Source organism: Clostridium felsineum DSM 794, from assembly GCF_002006355.2.
Lineage (GTDB): Bacteria > Bacillota > Clostridia > Clostridiales > Clostridiaceae > Clostridium_S > Clostridium_S felsineum.
Genome location: NZ_CP096980.1, coordinates 1,707,506 through 1,727,975 on the forward strand (window position 1 = coordinate 1,707,506; position 20,470 = coordinate 1,727,975).

21 protein-coding genes are annotated in these 20,470 nt (G+C 28.2%); 14 read left to right on the forward strand and 7 right to left on the reverse strand.

Features of this window, described 5'->3' with window-relative positions; genetic code table 11:
- Window positions 1-2: 2 nt before the first annotated feature.
- The 4 genes from CLFE_RS08020 to CLFE_RS08035 all read left to right on the forward strand — a co-directional run bounded on the left by CLFE_RS08020 (window position 3) and on the right by CLFE_RS08035 (window position 3,704).
- Window positions 3-821 (forward strand): MetQ/NlpA family ABC transporter substrate-binding protein, encoded by an 819-nt coding sequence (locus tag CLFE_RS08020; RefSeq protein ID WP_077834360.1) that lies wholly within the window; start codon window positions 3-5, stop codon window positions 819-821.
- A gap of 313 nt (window positions 822-1,134) precedes the next feature.
- Window positions 1,135-1,803, forward strand: a complete 669-nt coding sequence (locus tag CLFE_RS08025) for a ribonuclease H-like domain-containing protein (protein ID WP_077894621.1) — start codon at window positions 1,135-1,137, stop codon at window positions 1,801-1,803.
- Window positions 1,790-3,259, forward strand: a complete 1,470-nt coding sequence (locus tag CLFE_RS08030; RefSeq protein WP_077894620.1) for a hypothetical protein — start codon at window positions 1,790-1,792, stop codon at window positions 3,257-3,259. Before CLFE_RS08025 ends, CLFE_RS08030 begins: the two co-directional genes overlap by 14 nt.
- A 67-nt stretch (window positions 3,260-3,326) precedes the next feature.
- Window positions 3,327-3,704, forward strand: a complete 378-nt coding sequence (locus CLFE_RS08035; protein WP_077894619.1) for a prepilin-type N-terminal cleavage/methylation domain-containing protein — start codon at window positions 3,327-3,329, stop codon at window positions 3,702-3,704.
- Between the two features lie 89 nt (window positions 3,705-3,793).
- On the opposite strand, the gene gltX is transcribed toward CLFE_RS08035, so the two are convergent.
- Window positions 3,794-5,251 carry a glutamate--tRNA ligase gene (gene gltX, locus CLFE_RS08040; RefSeq protein WP_077834356.1) on the reverse strand — a complete coding sequence of 486 codons (1,458 nt, stop codon included), beginning with the start codon at window positions 5,249-5,251 and terminating at the stop codon, window positions 3,794-3,796.
- A 239-nt stretch (window positions 5,252-5,490) separates the two neighbouring features.
- Between gltX and CLFE_RS08045 the strand changes: the two genes are divergently transcribed.
- Together CLFE_RS08045 and CLFE_RS08050 are read left to right on the forward strand one after the other, a co-directional pair.
- Window positions 5,491-6,000 carry a DJ-1/PfpI/YhbO family deglycase/protease gene (locus CLFE_RS08045; RefSeq protein ID WP_077853324.1) on the forward strand — a complete coding sequence of 170 codons (510 nt, stop codon included), beginning with the start codon at window positions 5,491-5,493 and terminating at the stop codon, window positions 5,998-6,000.
- Between the two features lie 14 nt (window positions 6,001-6,014).
- Window positions 6,015-6,632 carry a DUF488 domain-containing protein gene (locus tag CLFE_RS08050; RefSeq protein WP_077852992.1) on the forward strand — a complete coding sequence of 206 codons (618 nt, stop codon included), beginning with the start codon at window positions 6,015-6,017 and terminating at the stop codon, window positions 6,630-6,632.
- Between the two features lie 21 nt (window positions 6,633-6,653).
- On the opposite strand, the gene CLFE_RS08055 is transcribed toward CLFE_RS08050, so the two are convergent.
- The 3 genes from CLFE_RS08055 to CLFE_RS08065 all read right to left on the reverse strand — a co-directional run bounded on the left by CLFE_RS08055 (window position 6,654) and on the right by CLFE_RS08065 (window position 9,232).
- On the reverse strand, window positions 6,654-7,940 hold the full coding sequence (locus CLFE_RS08055) for a D-alanyl-D-alanine carboxypeptidase family protein (RefSeq protein ID WP_077894618.1): 1,287 nt from the start codon (window positions 7,938-7,940) through the stop codon (window positions 6,654-6,656).
- A gap of 279 nt (window positions 7,941-8,219) precedes the next feature.
- Window positions 8,220-8,567: a hypothetical protein gene (locus tag CLFE_RS08060; RefSeq protein ID WP_077834352.1), complete on the reverse strand. Its 348-nt coding sequence runs from the start codon at window positions 8,565-8,567 to the stop codon at window positions 8,220-8,222.
- A 167-nt stretch (window positions 8,568-8,734) separates the two neighbouring features.
- The gene (locus CLFE_RS08065) at window positions 8,735-9,232 is read right to left on the reverse strand and encodes a hypothetical protein (protein ID WP_077834351.1); all 498 of its coding nucleotides are present in this window, start codon (window positions 9,230-9,232) and stop codon (window positions 8,735-8,737) included.
- Between the two features lie 275 nt (window positions 9,233-9,507).
- Between CLFE_RS08065 and CLFE_RS08070 the strand changes: the two genes are divergently transcribed.
- The 5 genes from CLFE_RS08070 (at window position 9,508) to CLFE_RS08090 (ending at window position 13,683) form a co-directional block, all read left to right on the forward strand.
- Window positions 9,508-9,720: a hypothetical protein gene (locus CLFE_RS08070; RefSeq protein ID WP_077834350.1), complete on the forward strand. Its 213-nt coding sequence runs from the start codon at window positions 9,508-9,510 to the stop codon at window positions 9,718-9,720.
- Between the two features lie 53 nt (window positions 9,721-9,773).
- Entirely contained in the window at window positions 9,774-10,181 is a 408-nt protein-coding gene (locus CLFE_RS08075) for a hypothetical protein (protein ID WP_077834349.1), read from the forward strand.
- A 177-nt stretch (window positions 10,182-10,358) separates the two neighbouring features.
- Window positions 10,359-11,648 carry a homoserine dehydrogenase gene (locus tag CLFE_RS08080; RefSeq protein ID WP_077834348.1) on the forward strand — a complete coding sequence of 430 codons (1,290 nt, stop codon included), beginning with the start codon at window positions 10,359-10,361 and terminating at the stop codon, window positions 11,646-11,648.
- Window positions 11,649-11,665: 17 nt separating this feature from the next.
- Window positions 11,666-13,153 (forward strand): threonine synthase, encoded by a 1,488-nt coding sequence (thrC, locus tag CLFE_RS08085; RefSeq protein WP_077894617.1) that lies wholly within the window; start codon window positions 11,666-11,668, stop codon window positions 13,151-13,153.
- A 59-nt stretch (window positions 13,154-13,212) separates the two neighbouring features.
- Window positions 13,213-13,683, forward strand: a complete 471-nt coding sequence (locus CLFE_RS08090; RefSeq protein WP_077894616.1) for an ASCH domain-containing protein — start codon at window positions 13,213-13,215, stop codon at window positions 13,681-13,683.
- Between the two features lie 50 nt (window positions 13,684-13,733).
- On the opposite strand, the gene CLFE_RS08095 is transcribed toward CLFE_RS08090, so the two are convergent.
- Together CLFE_RS08095 and CLFE_RS08100 are read right to left on the reverse strand one after the other, a co-directional pair.
- Entirely contained in the window at window positions 13,734-14,921 is a 1,188-nt protein-coding gene (locus tag CLFE_RS08095; protein WP_077834345.1) for a pyridoxal phosphate-dependent aminotransferase, read from the reverse strand.
- Between the two features lie 15 nt (window positions 14,922-14,936).
- The gene (locus tag CLFE_RS08100) at window positions 14,937-16,418 is read right to left on the reverse strand and encodes a nicotinate phosphoribosyltransferase (protein WP_077894615.1); all 1,482 of its coding nucleotides are present in this window, start codon (window positions 16,416-16,418) and stop codon (window positions 14,937-14,939) included.
- 286 nt (window positions 16,419-16,704) lie between these two features.
- On the opposite strand from CLFE_RS08100, the gene CLFE_RS08105 reads away from it, so the two are divergent.
- The 3 genes from CLFE_RS08105 to CLFE_RS08115 all read left to right on the forward strand — a co-directional run bounded on the left by CLFE_RS08105 (window position 16,705) and on the right by CLFE_RS08115 (window position 19,485).
- The gene (locus tag CLFE_RS08105; RefSeq protein WP_077894614.1) at window positions 16,705-18,702 is read left to right on the forward strand and encodes an ATP-dependent helicase; all 1,998 of its coding nucleotides are present in this window, start codon (window positions 16,705-16,707) and stop codon (window positions 18,700-18,702) included.
- Between the two features lie 119 nt (window positions 18,703-18,821).
- Window positions 18,822-19,073, forward strand: a complete 252-nt coding sequence (locus CLFE_RS08110) for a hypothetical protein (RefSeq protein ID WP_077836150.1) — start codon at window positions 18,822-18,824, stop codon at window positions 19,071-19,073.
- Between the two features lie 67 nt (window positions 19,074-19,140).
- Window positions 19,141-19,485 carry a hypothetical protein gene (locus CLFE_RS08115; protein ID WP_077836151.1) on the forward strand — a complete coding sequence of 115 codons (345 nt, stop codon included), beginning with the start codon at window positions 19,141-19,143 and terminating at the stop codon, window positions 19,483-19,485.
- A gap of 52 nt (window positions 19,486-19,537) precedes the next feature.
- On the opposite strand, the gene CLFE_RS08120 is transcribed toward CLFE_RS08115, so the two are convergent.
- Window positions 19,538-20,377, reverse strand: a complete 840-nt coding sequence (locus CLFE_RS08120; protein WP_077894596.1) for a peptidoglycan-binding protein — start codon at window positions 20,375-20,377, stop codon at window positions 19,538-19,540.
- Window positions 20,378-20,470: the final 93 nt, after the last annotated feature.

Genomic DNA, 20,470 nt, shown 5'->3' on the forward strand with positions numbered 1-20,470 from the left:
ATATGAAAAAGAAATTATTGGCAGCACTTTTGTCAGGAGCAGTTTTAGTTGGAGCATTAACAGGCTGCAGCAGTTCAGGTTCAAGTAATTCTAGTAGCAACGATAAAAAAACAATAGTAGTAGGGGCAACAGCAGTTCCACATGCAGAAATCTTAAATAATGTTGTAAAACCAATATTGAAAAAGGAAGGCTATACATTAAAGGTAAAAGTATTTACAGATTATGTAACTCCAAATACAGCACTCAATGATGGTGATTTAGATGCAAATTATTTTCAACATGTGCCTTACTTAAACACATTTAATAAGGAAAAACATATGGATTTAACATATACAGTTAAAGTTCATATTGAACCTATGGGCTTATATTCTCATAAAATTAAAAAATTAAGTGAACTTAAAGATGGAGATGAAATAGCTGTACCAAATGATTCAACAAATGAATCAAGAGCACTTAAATTATTAGAAGAAAATGGAGTAATAAAACTTAAGAAAGCTGATCTTGTTACTAAACTTGATATAACTGAAAATAAGAAAAATATAAAAATAAGAGAATTAGATGCAGCACAGCTTCCAAGAGTTCTTGGTGATGTAACAGCAGCAATAATTAACTCTAATTATGCAATACAGGCAAATTTAAATCCTACAAAAGATGCAATTGTTTCAGAACCTAAAGATGCACCATATGCTAATATCCTTGCAGTGAGAAAACAAGATAAGGATAAACCTTATATAAAAGCTTTAAATAAAGCATTAACATCTCCAGAGGTTAAAAAATATATTAATGATAAATATAAAGGTCAAATAGTACCTGCATTTTAATAAATATGTGTATAGAAGACTTTAAAGAAAAACTTTAGAGTCTTCTTTTTTTAATGTTATTATAGTTGAAATTATGATAAAATACATAAATAGCATTAAATAATTATAGATATTATTTTAAAACAGAATAAATATGTATAATGAAAAAAATTACATTATATGGTATAATGTAATTGCTTTAAAATAGGAAGTTTAATAATTTGTAAAGTTTAGAAATTAATTGGCGTAGAATATAGGTTTTTTACGGATTTAACTTATATATTAATTTTAGTCAGTGATTTTCTTAAATTAAGAAAAAAAGAGAGTGATAATTTTGATTAAAAGAAATGCTGTAACAAACATAAAAATTGATGAATATGTTGATAGGTTTAAAGTGGAAGGCGAGAATAAAATATATTCTAAGGCGTTATTTTTTGATTTAGAGCATTATGTCTATAAAAAGCCTATATGCATTGGAGTGTTTGGGTGTGCATATTATGATGAAGAAACTAAAAATTTAAAGACAACTCAGTATATGATAGAAAATAGAAAGGATTCTGAGGAAATATTAAAAATTGCAGAAGAATACTTTATTAAAGCTAAAATTAAACTCAAAAAGGAATACATAGTTACATTTTCAGGTAATAATGATTTTACAGTTGTAAATTATTTATTTAAAAAAAACAATATAAATATGGAGGTGAATAAAGAATTTAAGAGTATTGATTTACAAAAGGAATATGAAAAGGTTACTAAAAAATGTGTTGGACTTAAAAATTTAGAAAAAGTATTTGAAATAAACAGAGAAAGTGAGATTATAAGTGGATCTACACTAGCAAAGACTTTTGGAAAAATTGTTAAGGATGAGGAATACTCTTTAAGAATGCCTGAAGAGAAAAAAGACAAGATACTCCTTTATAATAGACAGGATGTTGAAAGCTTATTTAATATGATTACCACGTGGAACAAATATGTGAAGGAAGTGGATGATGCTGAAAAGTAGTATTTTAAATATTTTAAGCAATAGAATTAATAAGGTAATAGTATTTAGAATTTGTTTCATACTCGCACTTATTACAGCTTTTGTTTTTGGATTTAAACTAAATGTTATAAATGATGGTTTCTGGCATATAAAGGTTGGAGAATATATTATAAAAAATAGTATTATACCTCATAGAGATATATTTTCTTGGTATGGAATCCAAAATAAACTAGAGTGGATAAGCCATGAATGGTTATTTGGTATTATAGCTTATTTAATATATAAAATTAAGGGATTTGCCTCTGTTATAATTTTTTTAGTAATAATAAATTTGATAACATGCATTACATTATATAAATTTGCACTAATAAGAAATAAAAATAAAGTGATATCTTTAATAATAATGTGGGTTTACATATTTGCTAATGCTAATGATATTTTTTATAGACCATTATTAATATCAAAATTTTTATTATTAATAATATTTATATTACTTGAGAATAAAAAATATATAGCAGCATTATTTACTCTGATTTTAGGAATTAATATTCATGGGGGAGTTTATCCGCTTTATTTAATAGTTTTTGCGTATTATACAATTCCTAAAAATTATAAGTATTTTATTGCAGCACTTATAGGTATATTTATAAATCCATATGGATATAAGCTTTATGAATATACTTATTTAGCAATGAGAAATAGTGATATAAATAGATACATAAATGAATGGGTTATAACGCCATTATATGCGTATAAATTAGCTTTGATTGTAATTTGTATAACAGTGTGTGTGCTTGCTGTTTGCAAAGTCAAATTTAGAGATTTTTTAATATGTGGAGCATTAATAATATTGGCTATAAGTGCTAAAAGGCATATGTTTGTAATATGCATATTTGTTTTTCCCATTATATCTACTTATGTTATTGATTTTTATCATGATTTTTTTGATAAGTTTTTTGAAAAAAGCTTAACGGCTAAAGTTAAAAATTTAGAAACCAAACTAAATTATATAACATGTGCGATTCTTATAAGTGTGTTATGTATGAAGTCTATTTTTGATGCAGGTAGTTACTTGCTGTATGTAAACGTACAAAATTTAACAAAGGTGGTTTATAATGTAGATTGCCCAGTTAAGGTTTGTGATTATATAAATACTCATGAAGAAATTAAAAATTCCAGAATCTTTAATGATTACAACAGCAGCCCGTATCTTATATTTAGGGGAGTAAAAACATTCGTGGATACTCGTGAAGATTTATTTACGTATAATTTTAATAGAACAAATGCATTTGTAGATCAGATAAAAGCGTTAAATGATTATAATTATATGATTTATGTATTCAAAAAATATAAGATTCAATATGCTATATTAAGAGATGATATGAATAATACAAAACTTCTCAGAGATAATGATTGGACTTATAAAATCTATGATGATAATACTTATTCGATATTTGAAATTAATAGTTATAAGTAAAAAAATGTATACAATCCATTTTAATGGTTATACTACAAAATAAACATAAACTATTAATGGAGAAAAAATGAAAAAAAGAATAAAAAAGGAAGGTTTTACTCTCATAGAATTAATAATAGTAATAGCTATTCTTGCTATTCTAGCGGCTATTTTAATACCATCTATTTCGCAATATAAAATGAGAGCAGAAAAGTCAAATATACAAGCAAGTGCAAGAACTTTAGGTCAGGCTATTGATGCGTATAATGCAGAGAATACAGATAATAGTATAGATACTTATGACGATTCTGCTGAGACGCTTATTCAAAATGATATAAAGCCAAGTAAAGTTCCTGGTTGTTTAAAAGGTAAGACGAAAGAAGAAATTAATGATATTGCGTCAGGAAAGTTTACAATTACAAAGGAAGATGGGATAAATACAACAATTACAATATCACAAAATTAAAAGATACATGCAAAACGATATGCCTTCTTTATAGAATAATAAAAACTGTTTCTATAAAGAAGGCATATTAAAGTTGTATGTGATTTTGATTATTTTTGTAGTTTCTCAATTCCTATTTTTATTCTTTTTATAGATTCTTCTTTACCTATTAAATCGGCTATTTCAAAAGCACCACCAGGAGTGAATTTCTTTCCAGAAAGAGCAGTTCTTAAAGGCCATAATACAATACCATTTTTAACGCCCAAATCTTTAATGTAATTCATTATAGTGTTTTCTATACTTTCTAAATTCCAATCTTCTATATTTTCAATAACAGGAAGAGATTTTGTTAAGCTTTCTAGAGATACTTCAGGGTTAGTTTTCATTTTCTTATGAGTATACATCTCTATATCATAATCAGGTAATTCATTAAAGAAATCTACCATTTCGGGAATATCACTAAAGATTTCTATTCTTGTTTGAATTAACTCACTTATTTTTTTAAGGTCTATATTTTCTTTTGTTATAACACCCTTATAGTAAGGAAGTGCAAGTGAGTGGAATTCATCCAAACTAAGCTTTCTTACATATTCTCCATTCATCCACTTTAATTTAACAGGATCAAATACAGCAGGAGATTTGTTTATGTGAGTATAATCAAATAATTTAATCATATCTTCAAGAGATAAAATTTCGTTAGTTCCTTCAGGATTCCAACCTAAAAGAGCAATATAATTTAAAACTGCTTCTTTAAGATATCCTTTTTCAATTAAATCTTGGAAAGAAGCGTCACCATTTCTCTTACTTAATTTACTGTGAGCATCTTTCATAATTGGAGGACAATGTACATATGTTGGTACATCCCAATCGAAAGCCTCATATAATCTATTGTATTTTGGAGCAGAAGATAAATACTCATTTCCACGTACAACATGAGTTATGCCCATTAAATGATCATCTACAACGTTAGCAAAGTTGTAAGTTGGGTATCCATCTGACTTTATTAAAATCATATCATCAAGTTCTGAGTTATCAACAGAAATTCTTCCATATATAACATCATCAAAAGTAGTTGAACCATCAGTTGGATTATTTTGTCTTATGACATAAGGTACTCCAGCATTAAGTTTTTCCTCAATTTCCTCTTTGGATAAATGAAGACAATGTTTATCATATTTAAATGGTCTTTTTAGAGTTTCTGAATTTGTCTTTAGCATATCTAATCTTTCTTTAGAGCAAAAACAGTAGTAAGCTTCACCTTTCTCTACTAATTTTTTTGCATAATCAAGGTAAAGACCTTTTCTTTCACTTTGTACGTATGGACCAACAGGACCACCTATATCAGGACCTTCATCATGTTTTAAACCAGTCATTTCAAGGGTTTTATAGATAACAGCTAATGCATCTTCTACATACCTTTCTTGATCTGTATCTTCAATTCTTAAAATAAATTTACCATCTTCATGCTTTGCAATAAGGTAAGTATATAGAGCTGTTCTTAAGTTTCCTATATGCATATAACCTGTAGGGCTAGGTGCAAAACGTGTTCTTATTTCCTTTGCAGCCATTAAAAATCACTCCTATGTAATATTAAAAATAATATAAAACGCCTCGCACCTAAAAATTGGTGAAGGCTAATTAAAACGGTATTTTAATAATATAATATTAGATATTTTATGTCAAGTTTTATAGGATAGCTCTGAGTGATTTTTACGTTGGAATTTTGAGTGTGCAATCATATAGAAATTATATTATAATAATAGGATGTAATTTTGTAAATAAAAGATAGTAGTAGGGAGAAGAATAAATGGCTAATTTAATTATATTTGTAGAAGATGAGTTTGAGGATATAGAACTTTTATATCCTTTATATAGATTAAGAGAGGCTGGCTATGATGTGACTTTAGTTGGGACAGGAACTAAATATAATTATACAGGAACACATGGTTATATTGTTGATGTTGATGCTTCAGCACATCAAATTGATGAAACTAATTATGATGGCATTATAATTCCAGGAGGATATGCATCATATAAACTCAGGGTCAATGATGATGTAAAGAGAATAGTAAGGCACATGAAGGATAATAATAAACTTTTAGGTGTTATGTGTGAAGGGAATTATGTCCTTATATCAGCAGAAGTATTAGATGGATATAAAGTAACCTGCAAAGAATGTATAAGTGATGATGTTATTAATGCAGGTGGAGAATATATTAGAGTGGGAAATTGGGTTGACAGAAATATAATAACTGCAAAAATGCAGGTTAATTTACCACAATTTATGAATGACATTTTTGAGTATTTAAATAAATAAGAAAAGAGGTTCTAATGAAAAATTTAATTTATACCGTAGGATGTGGAAATAAAAGTAATGAACAACTTTGTGATTCCCTAATGAATTATAACATTAACTGTGTTGTTGATATAAGAAATGAGCCTACAAAAGTAGAGGAATTAAAAAAAATTCTCAATAAGAAAGGTATATACTATATACCAATGTATAATGAATTTAATTTAAGTGAAAAGGTAGAGGAATTTTTTGATTTTGAAGCTGCAAGGATAAGTTTAAGTGTAAAAAGTGGTATAGAAAGAATAGAAAATGGACTTTCAAAAGGATTTAATATTGTAATCATGGGAGAAGAAGAGAATCCATTAAATTGTAATAGAGGAATTCTAATAAGTTATATACTAAAAAATAAAGGGATTAATATAAAACATTTAATTAGTGAAGATTTAGTTAAATGTCAAAAAGATTTGGAAGACGAGCTTTTAAAGTTTTTCGGTGTTAAATTAATAAAAAAGGTAGCTGAGCTATCAATAAAAGGTATAATGAAAAATAAAGATCTTGAAATGGATGAAAAAGACTTTACAAATGAAATGATAGAAGAGGCTTATAGGATAAGATATAAAGAAATATTAAAAAAGAACGCAGGAACATATGATTGAATATTGTTCCTGCGTTTCTTTTTACCAAATATTATTTTTATTATTCCTATGTTTTAAAAATTTATTTATACCAAAAATTAAAAGAGCAACAATAACTAAGAAAATAGCAGCACTTCCTAAGTACATAAAATTATTGCTAGATACAATTTCTTTAGTTGAAATTTTAGGATATAGCTTGTATTGTTTTGTGGTATCTCTTTCTTTTAAAGTTAAAGTTCCTATAGATTTATCCTTATTCAGATGCCAAGCATCAACAGAGACCTTTTCTGTTAGTTTCTTTTCAGAATCATTTAGAGAATTTTTATAATAAGTTACATCTTCTTTAAGTAGTAATGGAACTTTTATAGTTTTAGTAGGTCCGAAATATTTTAAAGGTTTATAAGTTATTGTCTTATATTTATATACTTTATTTTTATTATATAAAACAGTTGGTTTTATGCTGTAGCTGTAGTTAATAAGATTATTCATGTCTTTAAATACCTGAAGATCGTTCTTATCATTCTCAGATTTCATTACCACGCCTATTATTTTTTGATTGTTTCTATTAAATATAGTTACTAGGCATCGTCCGGCCTGGTCTGTGTAACCTGTTTTTCCACCAATACATGTTTTATCAAAAACAGATTCCTTAGGATTTATTATTTTATTTGAGTTTTCAAGATTTATGTTTGTACCATCATTTAGAGTCACTGTAGTTTTTTGAGTAGATATTGTTTTGAATATCCAATTCATTGAAAAAGCAGTTTTCGCTATTCTACTCATATCATAAGCAGTTGAATAATGGTCAGGATCATGAAGACCATTTGCTGTTACAAAATGAGTGTTTTTTAATCCTAATTTTTTTACCTCATCGTTCATAAGAACAGAAAAGTCTTTTTTTACTTCATCAGTAGGAGCGTTGATTTTATTTACAAGATTCGCTGCTATTACATAAGCCATATCATTTGCTGAATACATTAAAAGTGATTTTAGTACAACGTCACTAGGTAATTTCTCTCCTACGTTTAAAGGATGAAGATTTTTATCAAAAGAGTATTCAGGCTGCTCTTTTGCGCTTTGAGAGTAATAAAGGTAATCAGTTGGCTTTTTCTTATTGTTTAAAATTATAGAAGTCAATAATTTTGTTGTACTTGCGGGAAAAATTTTGGAATCTTGATTTTTAGCATAAATAACTTCACCAGTTTTAGCATCAATAGATACAGCAGAAAAACCTACAATATTAGGTGGATTTGCATCTGCCATTGCAGTTGATGAAATAGATAACGAGAATATTGCTGATAATAAAATAGATAAAAGTTTACGTTTCAAAGGTCATCTCTCCAATAAATTTTATTTTATATAGGTTTCTGTGTAAAAGTATACTATTTTTTAAAATTGTTATATAAGATTAAACTGTTCAAAATACAACATAGTAGAAAGCCTATAGTACACTTTACGAGTATAACATTTTAGGAGTATGAGGACAAGATGATGTATTAATAAAAAGCATTAATTTTCATATAAATTGTAAAAAATGTATGTTAAATTAGGTGCTAAATAGAGATAAACCTATTATTGAATAGAGTATTTAATAATAGGTTTATGAGGTTATATATCTGTTGATTTTTTATTAGCTTTAACAGAAATTAGCGACGCTATAATTAAAGCCATATAAATAACTAAGTATATTATAGAGACAGTACCCGCATTTACGAACAGAGATAAATACAAAAATATTATAAAAGAAATAGCTGTCCAAAACAGTATTCTAATTGATAATTTATTGTTACGTATTCTCCAGGATATGGGATCTTTCATATTTCCAAGGATTTTTTCACGATCTCTATGTCCTGGGGAGGTTTTCATAACTAAGCTTTTATAATAGTATGTTAGAAAAACACCAATTATGGTAAGAGCCAGAAAAAAGTATTTAAGTGAAATGGTTGTAATATTCAAAAGTATCACCTCCAATTGAGTTTATCACATATAAGTGTTCCCATAAGGAAATAAATTATTCATTAATATGGAGGTTATAGTAAGTTTTACTTTTCAATTTTACATGACATTTAAGTTAAAAATTTCCCCTCATAATAAATAAAATATGAGAGGAAAAATTATATATACTAATTTTTTTGTGTGTGAACTGTTATGTTATGAAATTTATCAAGGAAACTTATTAAGTTCCAGTACTTGTATTCAATGTAGGGTTCTTCATCTGTTTTAAGATCACTTTTTATATCATTTTTTTGTATTACTTTATCAATGGTTTTATTGTTATGTTTAAACTTAACTATATAGATATCATCTGAATCAACATCTATTTCAAGTATTCCAAGATTTATTGATTTTTCTTTTAGCTTTTTTATTGATATAACTTTAGTCTTTATCGTTGGTATTTTATTTAACCTATATATCATAAAATTTTTTGAAGATTTTAATATTAATAATGTTATAAAACCTAATATTAAAACCCCAAAGTACATTTTTATTATATACCTAGCTGTGAAGAAATAAGTTATATAACTAAATACTGTGAATTTTAGAAGTATGAAAAGTAATACAGGACCTAAAACACATGAAATAAAAAAAGTCAAAAAAGCATTTAGTAATTTATTCTTCATAATATGAAATCATCTCCATGTAAACTTGTAAAATTATACTTTGGTAGAATAGATACTTAAGGTAGTCTATTCAAATTTATTATACCATAAAAAGCAGGTTAACAGATAAAGAGTTAATTTAAATTAAAAGATATGTATAAAAATTTAATAAAAAAAATATAAAATATTTATTATATTACTATAGAGAGTGAATTTTCAAAAATATAAGAAAATACTTTATATTTATTGTGACATAGTTTATAATATTATATATATTTTGTTTTGGAGGCGTAGATATGGGAAATTGTCCATTTTTAACTACTACAGAAAAGGAAATTTCATGCTTTGAAGAGTGTATTTTCTATAAGGATGAAACAGCAAAAGATGAGTGCCCTTTTAGAAGTGTTGAAAAATTAGGGGATGATGGAATAACTAAAGCATACTATGACTATATTATGAAAGGAAATGAATATTTATCAGAAGAAGAATATTATAAGAAAACAGTATAATGATCAATAAAAATGTTTGATTTGTATATGCTATATCTCGGAGGGTAAATAGCATGGAAAAAATATTAGTAATATTAAATCCTATAATTGTAGAAAAAAAGTTAGTAGGCAGTATATTAGGTTTCTATGAAGAATTAGGATTTTATATAGAAAACTTAAAGCTTACACGACTAAATGAATTAGAGAGTAGTATAGATAACAATATGATAAAAAAATTAGGTATGGATATTCAATTAGAAGATAAACTTTGTGCAGTAGTTTTTTCTTATAAATATTCTAAATTGAACTTCACCGAAATAGAAGAAAAACTAAAAAAATACCTCAAAACTGTATTGGAAAATTGTAGTTGTGACGAGGTATATATGCTCCATGATGAGCAAGTTGGTGATGAAATAGAGTTATGGTTTCCTGAAATTAAAAGTAAATTTGCATTTAAGGAAAGTAAACTTATAAATGTTTAAAATATAATATGTATAGATATAGAGGGATGCTTAGAAATTTTAGGCATCCTTTTGTAGTGATGTGTATATATTACACAAACAATTGTATTTTATCCTAAAACATGTTAAGATAGTTATAATATTAAGGCGTTTTCGCATTGTATCTAATTGGTATAGTAAATTTTAGGAGGGCTATAGATGAACAAAATCAAAATAGGAATTTTGGGGCTTGGTAATGTAGGTAGAGGTGTTTTGAAAATACTCAACACCAATAAAGAAGAAATACAAAAAAGATCAGGGTATGATATAGAAATTGCAAAAATTCTTGTAAGAGATATAGATAAAAACAGGGGAATAGATGTACAAAAAGAAATACTTACAGTAAATCCGGATGATATACTTGAAGATGATTCTATAAAAATAGTTATTGAAGTAATTGGTGGGGTACATCCAGCTAAAGAATACATATTAAAGGCTATGAAAAATAAAAAGCATGTGGTAACTGCAAATAAAATGCTTCTTGCAACAGAGGGAGATGCTTTATATGATGCAGCCGAAGAAGAGGGAGTTATGTTTTATTATGAAGCAAGTGTTGCAGGTGGAATACCAATAATACATGCAATAAATGAAAGCCTTACGGCTAATAAGATTGAACAGCTTATTGGAATAATAAATGGTACTACAAATTATATTTTAACTAAAATGACACTTGAAAAAATGAATTTCAAAGATGCACTGAAAGAGGCACAAAATAAAGGATTTGCAGAGGCTGATCCAACTTCAGATATTGAGGCCTATGATGCTATGTATAAGCTTGCTATATTGAGTTCGCTTTCATTTGGTACAAAAATAAATGTTGATGATATATATAGAGAAGGAATAACTAAAATAGAACCTATAGATATAGAATTTGCCAGAGAATTTGGATATATAATAAAATTAATTGCAATTGTAAAGGAAACGGAAACAGGACTTGAAATGAGGGTTCATCCTGCAATGATTCCTGAAAGACATCCGCTTGCAAGTGTTAATGATTCATTTAATGCAATATTTATAAAGGGAAACGCTGTTGGAGATATAATGCTTTATGGAAGAGGAGCAGGTGATTTACCAACAGGAAGTGCGGTTGTGGCAGATATTATATCTATTCTTAGAGGCAGTGTTGATGTGTCTGCTATTAGTACAGTTAAAAAGAATTTTTGGGATAGAAAAATTAATTCTATGGATAAAACAAGAAGTGAATACTATGTGAGAATAACCGTAAAAGATCTTCCAGGTGTTCTTGGTGAAATTTCAATGATTTTTGGAAATGAAGGAGTTAGTCTTCTTTCTGTTATGCAAAAGGGAAAAAGAGAGGAATGTGTTACTGTAGTTTATTTCACTCACTTAGCAAACGAGGGAATGATAAATAGTGCCATAGAGAAGATTAAAAATTCTAAGTACACCAAGAGTGTAGACAATATTATAAGAATAGAAAATATACAATAAATATTGGGGGAAGAGTAATGAATCATATCTATTATAAAAGTACTAGAGACAATGATATTAATGTTTTAGCATCAGAAGCTATTTTAAAAGGTATATCTGATGATGGTGGACTTTTTATTCCGGAAAAAATGCCAGAACTTGACTTTGATATTAAAGATATTGTTAACATGAGCTATAAAGAAATAGCTTATAAAGTGATGAAGAGCTTTTTTACTGATTTTACAGAAGAAGAGCTTAAATATTGTATAGAAAATGCGTATGATAGTAAATTTGATACAGAAGAAATAGCACCAATAAAAAAGACTAAGGATGCTTATTTTTTAGAGCTTTATCATGGACCTACACTTGCATTTAAGGATATGGCATTATCTATTTTACCGTATCTTTTAAAAACAGCTTCAAAGAAAAATGGAATTGAAGATAAAATAGTTATTTTAACAGCTACATCAGGAGATACTGGTAAAGCAGCATTAGAAGGTTTTAAGGATGTTCCTGGTACAGAAATAATAGTGTTTTTTCCAAGTGATGGTGTAAGTGAAGTTCAAAGACTTCAAATGGTAACACAAAACGGAAAAAATACTCATGTTGTAGCTATAGATGGAAATTTTGATGATGCTCAAAGTGGAGTAAAAAAGATATTTACAGATAAAGAATTTATAAAAGAGCTTAAAGATAATAACTGTGTATTTTCATCTGCAAATTCAATTAATATTGGAAGGCTTGTGCCTCAAGTGGTATATTATTTTTATGCATATGCAAAAATGTGTTCAAAAGATGAAATTAAATTTGGAGAAAAAATAAATTTTGTAGTACCTACAGGGAACTTTGGAAATATACTAGCAGCATATTTTGCTAAAAACATGGGAGTTCCAGTTAATAAGCTTATATGTGCCTCAAATGATAATAAGGTTCTTTATGATTTCTTTGAAAGCGGAAGTTATGATAAAAATAGAGAATTTGTAACAACAATATCGCCCTCTATGGACATTCTAATTTCAAGTAATCTTGAAAGGCTTATTTATTTTATATGTGATAGAGATTCAAACAAAGTAGCTGAGTTTATGAAGGAACTTAGTGAAAATGGAGTTTATAATATAAGTGAAGAGATGAAGGATAAACTTAAAGATTTTTATGGTGGATATGCTACAGAAGGTGAAACTAAAAAAGCTATAGGTAAAGTTTATGGTGAAAATAAATACCTTATAGATACTCATACAGCAGTAGCTTATAGCGTATATGAAGACTATTTAAATAGTACTAAAGATACTCTAAAGACAGTTATAGCGTCAACAGCAAGCCCATACAAGTTTACAAATGCGGTTATGACTTCGCTGCATGATAAATATACTTCTGTAGATGATTTCGAACTTATGAAGAAAATGAGTGAACTTATAGGTTCAGAAATACCTAGTGGTGTAAAGAATCTTAATGAAAGAGAAGTTATTCATAAAGATGTTTGCAAGAAGGATGAAATGAAAGAAATAGTTAGAGGCTTTTTAAAATAGATAAATAAGAGGGTTTGATAATTTTATCAGATCCTCTTAGTGTTAATAAGGAGAATAAAATGGAAAAAGAACATAAGTCAGTAAAAGAAATGTGGACAAAATATTTGAAAGTAAATGGTGAAGATATAGAAAGTACGAAAAAAACGTATTCTTCTTGGTACTTTGGTGATAAAAGTATTGCTGATGATTTGGCTGAACTTGTTAAGAAAGGCATTAAAAGAGGAACTACAAGTCTTTATTGTTTGTATGAGCTAGAAAACGAAGAATTACCCAAAGAAGGAAATTTGAATATAATAACAGATTATGAGGGTATAGCCAAATGTATAATTGAAAATATTAAGATAACAGTACTGCCTTTTAACGAGGTTACAGAAGAGTTAGCAGGAATAGAAGGAGAGGGTGACAAATCTTTAGATTATTGGCGAAAAGGTCACATAAAGTTTTTTACTATGGAGATGGAAGCGATTGGAGAAAAATTTTTAGAAGATACGCCTGTAGTATTTGAAGAGTTTAGGGTAGTGTATAAATAAATGGTTAAAAAAATAACAGCGTATTATTCGCTGTTATTTTTTTGCTTGAGTTATTTATTATATTCTTCTAATGCTTTTTTAAGTATAACTATTGAATTTTCTATATCCTCTATACTTGTACAATATGAAAATCTTGCTTCGCTTTTTCCAAGACCTTTAGTTGCATAGAAACCAGAAGCAGGAGCAAACATAACAGTTTCATTATTATACGAAAAATCTGTAAGAAGCCATTTTGCAAATTTCTCCGAATCATCCACTGGAAGCTTTGCTAATATATAGAAAGCTCCTTCAGGCTTACTGCATACAACTCCAGGAATACTTGTAAGAGCTGAATACATTATATCTCTTCTTTTTTTGTATTCCATTTTAACATCAGTTATATAGCTTCCCATAGTATTTATTAGATTTGCAGCAGCATATTGTTCAATAGTTGAAACGCAAAGTCGTGCTTGACATAATTTGAGAATTTGGTGCATTAAATCTGTGTTTTTAGAAGCAACTAAGCCAATTCTAGCACCACAAGCACTGTAATGCTTTGAGATACTATCGATTAGTATAACTCTATCAAGTATATCAGTTAGATGTATACTCGAAGTATAAGGAACGTTATCAAATATAAATTGTCTGTATACCTCATCTGATATTATAAATAAATTGTATTCCTTCGCTATTTCACCAAGCATTTTCATTTCTTCATAAGTATAAACTGTTCCAGTTGGATTACATGGGTTTGAAAGCAGGATACATTTAGTTCTATCAGTTATTTTTGATACAATTTCTTCTTTTTTTGGAAGATGAAAGTTATCTTCTATTTTTGTTTCAAAAGGAACGATTTTAGCACCAGAAATTCTAGCGAAACCATTGTAGTTAGAGTAGAAAGGTTCTGGGCTTAATATTTCATCACCTGGATCACAGGTAGCCATTATTGCAAATTGTATAGCCTCACTTCCGCCGTGAGTAATCATTATTTCATCTTTATCAAAGTATATATTAGAATCAGATAAAGATCTTATAAAGCTATCTATTAAAGTATCTATTCCCTGTGAATCTGAATATTTAACTATTTTTTCATTATAATTTGTAATTCCCTGAAAAAAAGTATCAGGAGTCTTTACATCTGGTTGACCTATATTTAAATGGTATACCTTTATACCATTATCTTCAGCGGCCTTTGAAAGTGGAACTAATTTTCTTATTGGTGAAAAATCCATATTGTGAACTCTATTTGAGAAATTCAAATTAACATCTCCTTATTAGCTATTAAATGCGTTAGAATATTTTTCAAGTAAGTTGTGCTTTAAATCCCAAAGCTTTCTAGAAAGATCTACATAGTAAGTATGTGGATTTTCGAGTCTTAAAACCTCAGGCCAGAGTTTTTCTGTTTCTATATTTGCTATATCTTTTATTTCAAGAACGTCGGGATTTTCATATATGAGTTTTCCTTTTTTGAATAATTGAACTCTTAAATCCTTAGCATAGTAATGAGTTAATCTTTTCTTTTTCCAAGTATAAATAGGATCAAATAATTCAAGAGGCTTAGTTTCATCGATTATTTCATCATCTAGGGTAATTAAATCAGCTAAAGCCTTATCTGTTTCTTTATCGAAAATCCTATATATTTTTTTGAAACCTGGATTTGTTATTTTTTCTTGGTTTTCACTTATTTTAATTTTAGGTATAATTTCACCATTATCATTTTCAACCGCACAAAGTTTAAACACTCCACCAAAAACAGGTTCTGATTTTGCGGTTATAAGTCTTTCTCCTACACCAAAACTATCTATTTTGGCACCTTGAAGCAAAACATTAGTTATTATGTGCTCATCAAGTGAATTTGAAATTACAATCTTACAATCAGTATATCCAGCTTCATCAAGAATTTTTCTACATTTTTTTGTAAGATAAGTTATATCTCCGCTATCAATTCTTATTCCGCTAGGTTTTATACCCTTTGGTTTTAAAATTTCATCAAAAACTTTTATAGCATTTGGAAGACCAGATTTTAATACATTGTAAGTATCTATTAGAAGTACACAGTTTTCTGGATATACTTCAGCCCAAGCTTTGAAGGCTTCGTATTCATTATCAAATAATTGAACCCAACTGTGAGCCATAGTACCAACAGCATTAACTCCAAACATTTGCTCTGATATAGTACAAGCGGTTGAACTACAACCACCAATAACAGCAGCTCTAGAACCATATATAGCTCCATCATAGCCTTGAGCACGTCTAGAACCAAATTCCATAACAGGTCTATTTTCCGCTGCTCTACATATTCTATTTGCTTTTGTAGCTATTAAAGTTTGATGATTTATAGTTAAAAGGATCATAGTTTCAACAAATTGAGCTTGAATTGCAGGTCCTTTAACTGTTACAAGTGGCTCATTTGGAAATACAGGATTACCCTCTGGTACTGCCCATACGTCACATTCGAATTTAAAATTTTCAAGATATGAAAGAAACTCATCGGAAAATTGATGCTTACTTCTTAAATAATCTATATCATCTTTTGTGAATTTTAAATTTGAAAGATATTCTGTTAATTGTTGGACACCAGCCATTATGCAGTATCCTCCATTATCAGGGATTCTTCTAAAAAACATATCAAAGTAGGCGGTTTTATTGCCAACATTTTTATTTAAGTAACCATTTCCCATAGTGAGTTCGTAGAAATCTACAAGCATTGTAAGATTTCTATCATCTTTAATATCAAAATTCTTTCTGAATTCCATAAAAAATTTCCCCTATCATATAAGTGGTATAGTTATACATTTGTTTTAAGTTTTATGTAGCAGAATAACTACATTATTATATATTATAACTTATTCTAATACCATATCAAAATTATTACAATATATTTTCTAAAGGTAAGGGCATACCACCTTAAAAGTATTTTTTGTATGTAGTGGTACATAGGTACTGTATAACTGTATTAAAAATGAGTATAATGTATAGTTGAATAGATTTATATATATTAAAATTAATTTGAAACTTAGCAATGGAGGAAACTTTTGTACTATGGAATATAAATTAGATGATTTTCAACAAAAAGCAGTTGTTACAGATGAGAAAAATGCTATTGTCATTGCAGCCCCTGGAAGTGGAAAAACAAGTGTAATAATAAATAGAGTAGCATATCTTATCAAGGTGAAAAATGTATCCTGTGATAATATTATAGTAATAACTTTTACAAAAGCGGCTGCCATTAATATGAAACAAAGATATATAAATTATTTTAATAGCAGAAGAACGCCTTTTTTTGGTACATTTCATAGTTTATTCTATAAAATATTATTAAGGCATAAAGGAAATATAAAAATAATAGATGAGTTTCAAAAATACAATATAGTAAAATCAGTACTTATAAAATATATGGACGAGGTAAATGAGGATAAGTTAAGAGAAGTTATAAATGATATATCAAGTTTTAAAAGTGGAGAATTTGATATGGAAAACTTTAAACCTCAAATAGATAAGAAGATTTTTGATGAGTGTTATGAAAAATATGAACAGTATAAGATAGAAAATTCACTTATGGATTTTGATGATTTGCAAATACAGTGTATGAAAATGTTTGAGGAAAGACCAGAACTTCTTCGTGGTTATAGCAATTTATTCAAGTATGTTTTAGTAGATGAATTTCAAGATTCGGACACACTTCAAATAAGGCTTTTAAAAATGCTAAGTGAAAAGAGCAGTATATACGCAGTTGGAGATGAAGATCAATGTATATATTCTTTTAGAGGTTCGAGACCTGATTGTATGGTGGATTTTGATAAAATTTTTAATAAGGGAAAGAAGTTTTTCTTAAACACAAATTATAGAAGTGTTAGTAATATTGTTAAAATATCTAAGCATTTAATAGAAAATAATGAAAAGAGAAATTCAAAGAATATAAATGCTAATAAAGTCAGTGACGGAAATATAAATATAATTAATAGTAAAAATGAAAACATAGAAGCGGACAAGATAACAATAGAAATTGAAAAGCTCAAAAATATATCAGAATATAGATACTCAGATATTGCAATATTGTACAGGACAAATGTTGAAAGCAGAAGCCTTATTGATAGCTTTATAAGAAAAAATATACCTTTTAAATTTTTGGACAGGGAATACAATTTTTTTGAACATTTTATATGTAAGGACATATCAGCATACTTAAAACTAAGCATAGATGAATTTGATAGAGAAAGCTTTTTAAGAATAATAAATAGGCCTTTTAGGTACATAAGTAAGATTAATCTCCAAAAAGTAAAGAATTACAGAAATAGGGAGAGTGTTTTTGACATATTAAAAAATTTAGAGGATTTACCTATATTTCAAATCAGAGATATCGAAAAGCTTCAAGAAAAAATAAGAAGTCTAAATAAAATGTCACTTTTAAGTGCAGTACAATTTGTGATTTCTGACTTAGGGTATGCAGATTATATTCAAGATTATGCTATAAAAAGAGGTTTTAATGTAGAAGAAATGATGGACATAATTGAAGAATTTAAAAGCTCCTGTGAGGGTTATAATAACATAATTAGATTTTTAGCCCATATAGAAGAGGTTAAGGAAAAAATAAAAGAAAATAAGGTTGATAAAAATAGGGATACGGTACTATTAAGTACAATTCATGGCGTAAAGGGCATGGAATTCAAAAATGTATTCATAGTAAATTGCAATGAAGAAAATATACCGCATAAAAATAGTATTGAAGAAAATATAGAAGAAGAGAGAAGACTTTTTTATGTTGGAATAACTAGAGCTATAGAAAACTTGTGGATTTCTATAGTAAGCGAACTTAAAGGCTGTGAGCGTAAGCCATCAAGATTTATTAAAGAATGTAAACTAAACTTAAATGATTTTGAAGGGAAATATAAAAAAGGCGAGAAAGTACAGCATGTTTCCTTTGGAATAGGAGAAATTTTAAACATTGATGATGACGTTACAGAAATAAAGTTTCAGGATAGTGTAAGAAGATTTGATACTAGTGTGCTTTTAAATGCTAAACTTATGTGGAAATGTTAGTGAAAAAGAAAACTTATCTTGAGAAAAAGTTTGTTGGAGATAAAATGTAAACGATTGAAAAGATTTAACATTAATTATATAATATTGATTATAGTATAAATTGTGGGGAAGTGAAATTAATGTTAAAGAATGAAAAAGCACAGGATAAAAAATTCTTATTTAAAAAAATTTATTTTTGGATTATAGCACTATTATTGATAATAATGATAGTACATTCTGGGTTTGGTAATAAAGCATCAGATTCTAATAAGGATGATTCAAGTTCTAAACATAAAATTTCAACAAAAGCTGGGGAAAATAACAATAATAAAAAGTCTAAATCTACACAACCAAATCAAAGGACAAGCTTAGATAACACTGAAAATAAATGAATTATGTACCATGTGATATTAAATTGAATACTATATTAAAGTAATTAATTATTTACGAGGTTACAAAATGTATGGTTATAGAGATTACGCAAGGAGAAGAAGCGTTGGATTCCGCTGCCCTTATTTTGGGTATAGACCAAAGGTAGAAGAATATCCAGCACAGTATCAAAATCATCCACAAAATCCGCCTCCAACATATATACCTAAAATGCCACAGGTTACAGTAGGAACTAATACTATAAATATATGTACTGATAAATACACATATTTGTGGTTAAATAATGGAGATGCTTTCTGGGCTTATATTGTATATATAGGGACACAATCAATTTCTGGATGGCGGTATGAAAGAGGTGTATGGCGTCAATTTGGGGTGAATTTATCTCAAATTAAAAGTTTTCTCTGTGTTTAAGGTTATAAAAAAGAAACCTTCTAATTCAAGTAGGAGGTTTCTCTTTATAACCTTAAGCTGGCTTAAGACCATTTAAAAGTTGTTCAGTACTTAAACCAAAGGTATATTGAAAATGAGGAGTATCAACTAAACTAATGGCATAACTGGTCCAATTACCGCCCCATTCTAAACCAATCTGTTGACCAAGGACTCCCATTTCATTAAAAGCAGCTGAATCATCCCAAGCAACTCGGCCATTTTCAAAGGGGGCAGAGTCGAAGGCTAATCCCCAATTATGGTATGAATCTCCTCCTTGAGCATCAGTTACTATATTTCCAGGTGCAGTTCTACCCTGAGCATATAATATATCTTGTTCATCCCAGCTTCGAAAGGCTGTAATTATAATTACATTTAAACCATTTTTAGTACACAAGTTAAGAAATTGCTGTGCAAGAGATGCTACATAAGGATTTAAAGAACTTAAGCTTAAAGAACTAGGACGATTACTGTAGTTTATTTCAGGATTAGGGTTAAAAAGCTTTTGCCTTGTTCTTGGAGTAACAATACCATTTACAAGTAGGTTATTAGCACTTTGAAAGTTTTTAACAGCCATGGTTGTTTTAGCTCCAAATATACCATCAACATTGCCTAGTGGAAAATTTATAGAGTTTAGTTTGCTTTGTATATAAGTAACTTGATTTAAGATAGCAGTCCAGGTAATAGGACCAACAATTCCATCAGGCACTAGTTTATGTTCTACCTGAAAATCTCTTACTACCTCGTAAGTTAAAATATCAAATTTTCCCGTAACTTGAAGTCCATTATACCTATAATTTAAGCCATATAAATTCATTTGAAGTATCCTAACGTAAGAACCTTCATAATACAATTTTAAAGTAGGGAAAGTAGGCATTATAAATCTCCTTTAAAAATATATACATATTCATATTATGTTAATAGCAATTATATTGTGAAACATTATATTTAAATTAAAATAAAAAGTGGA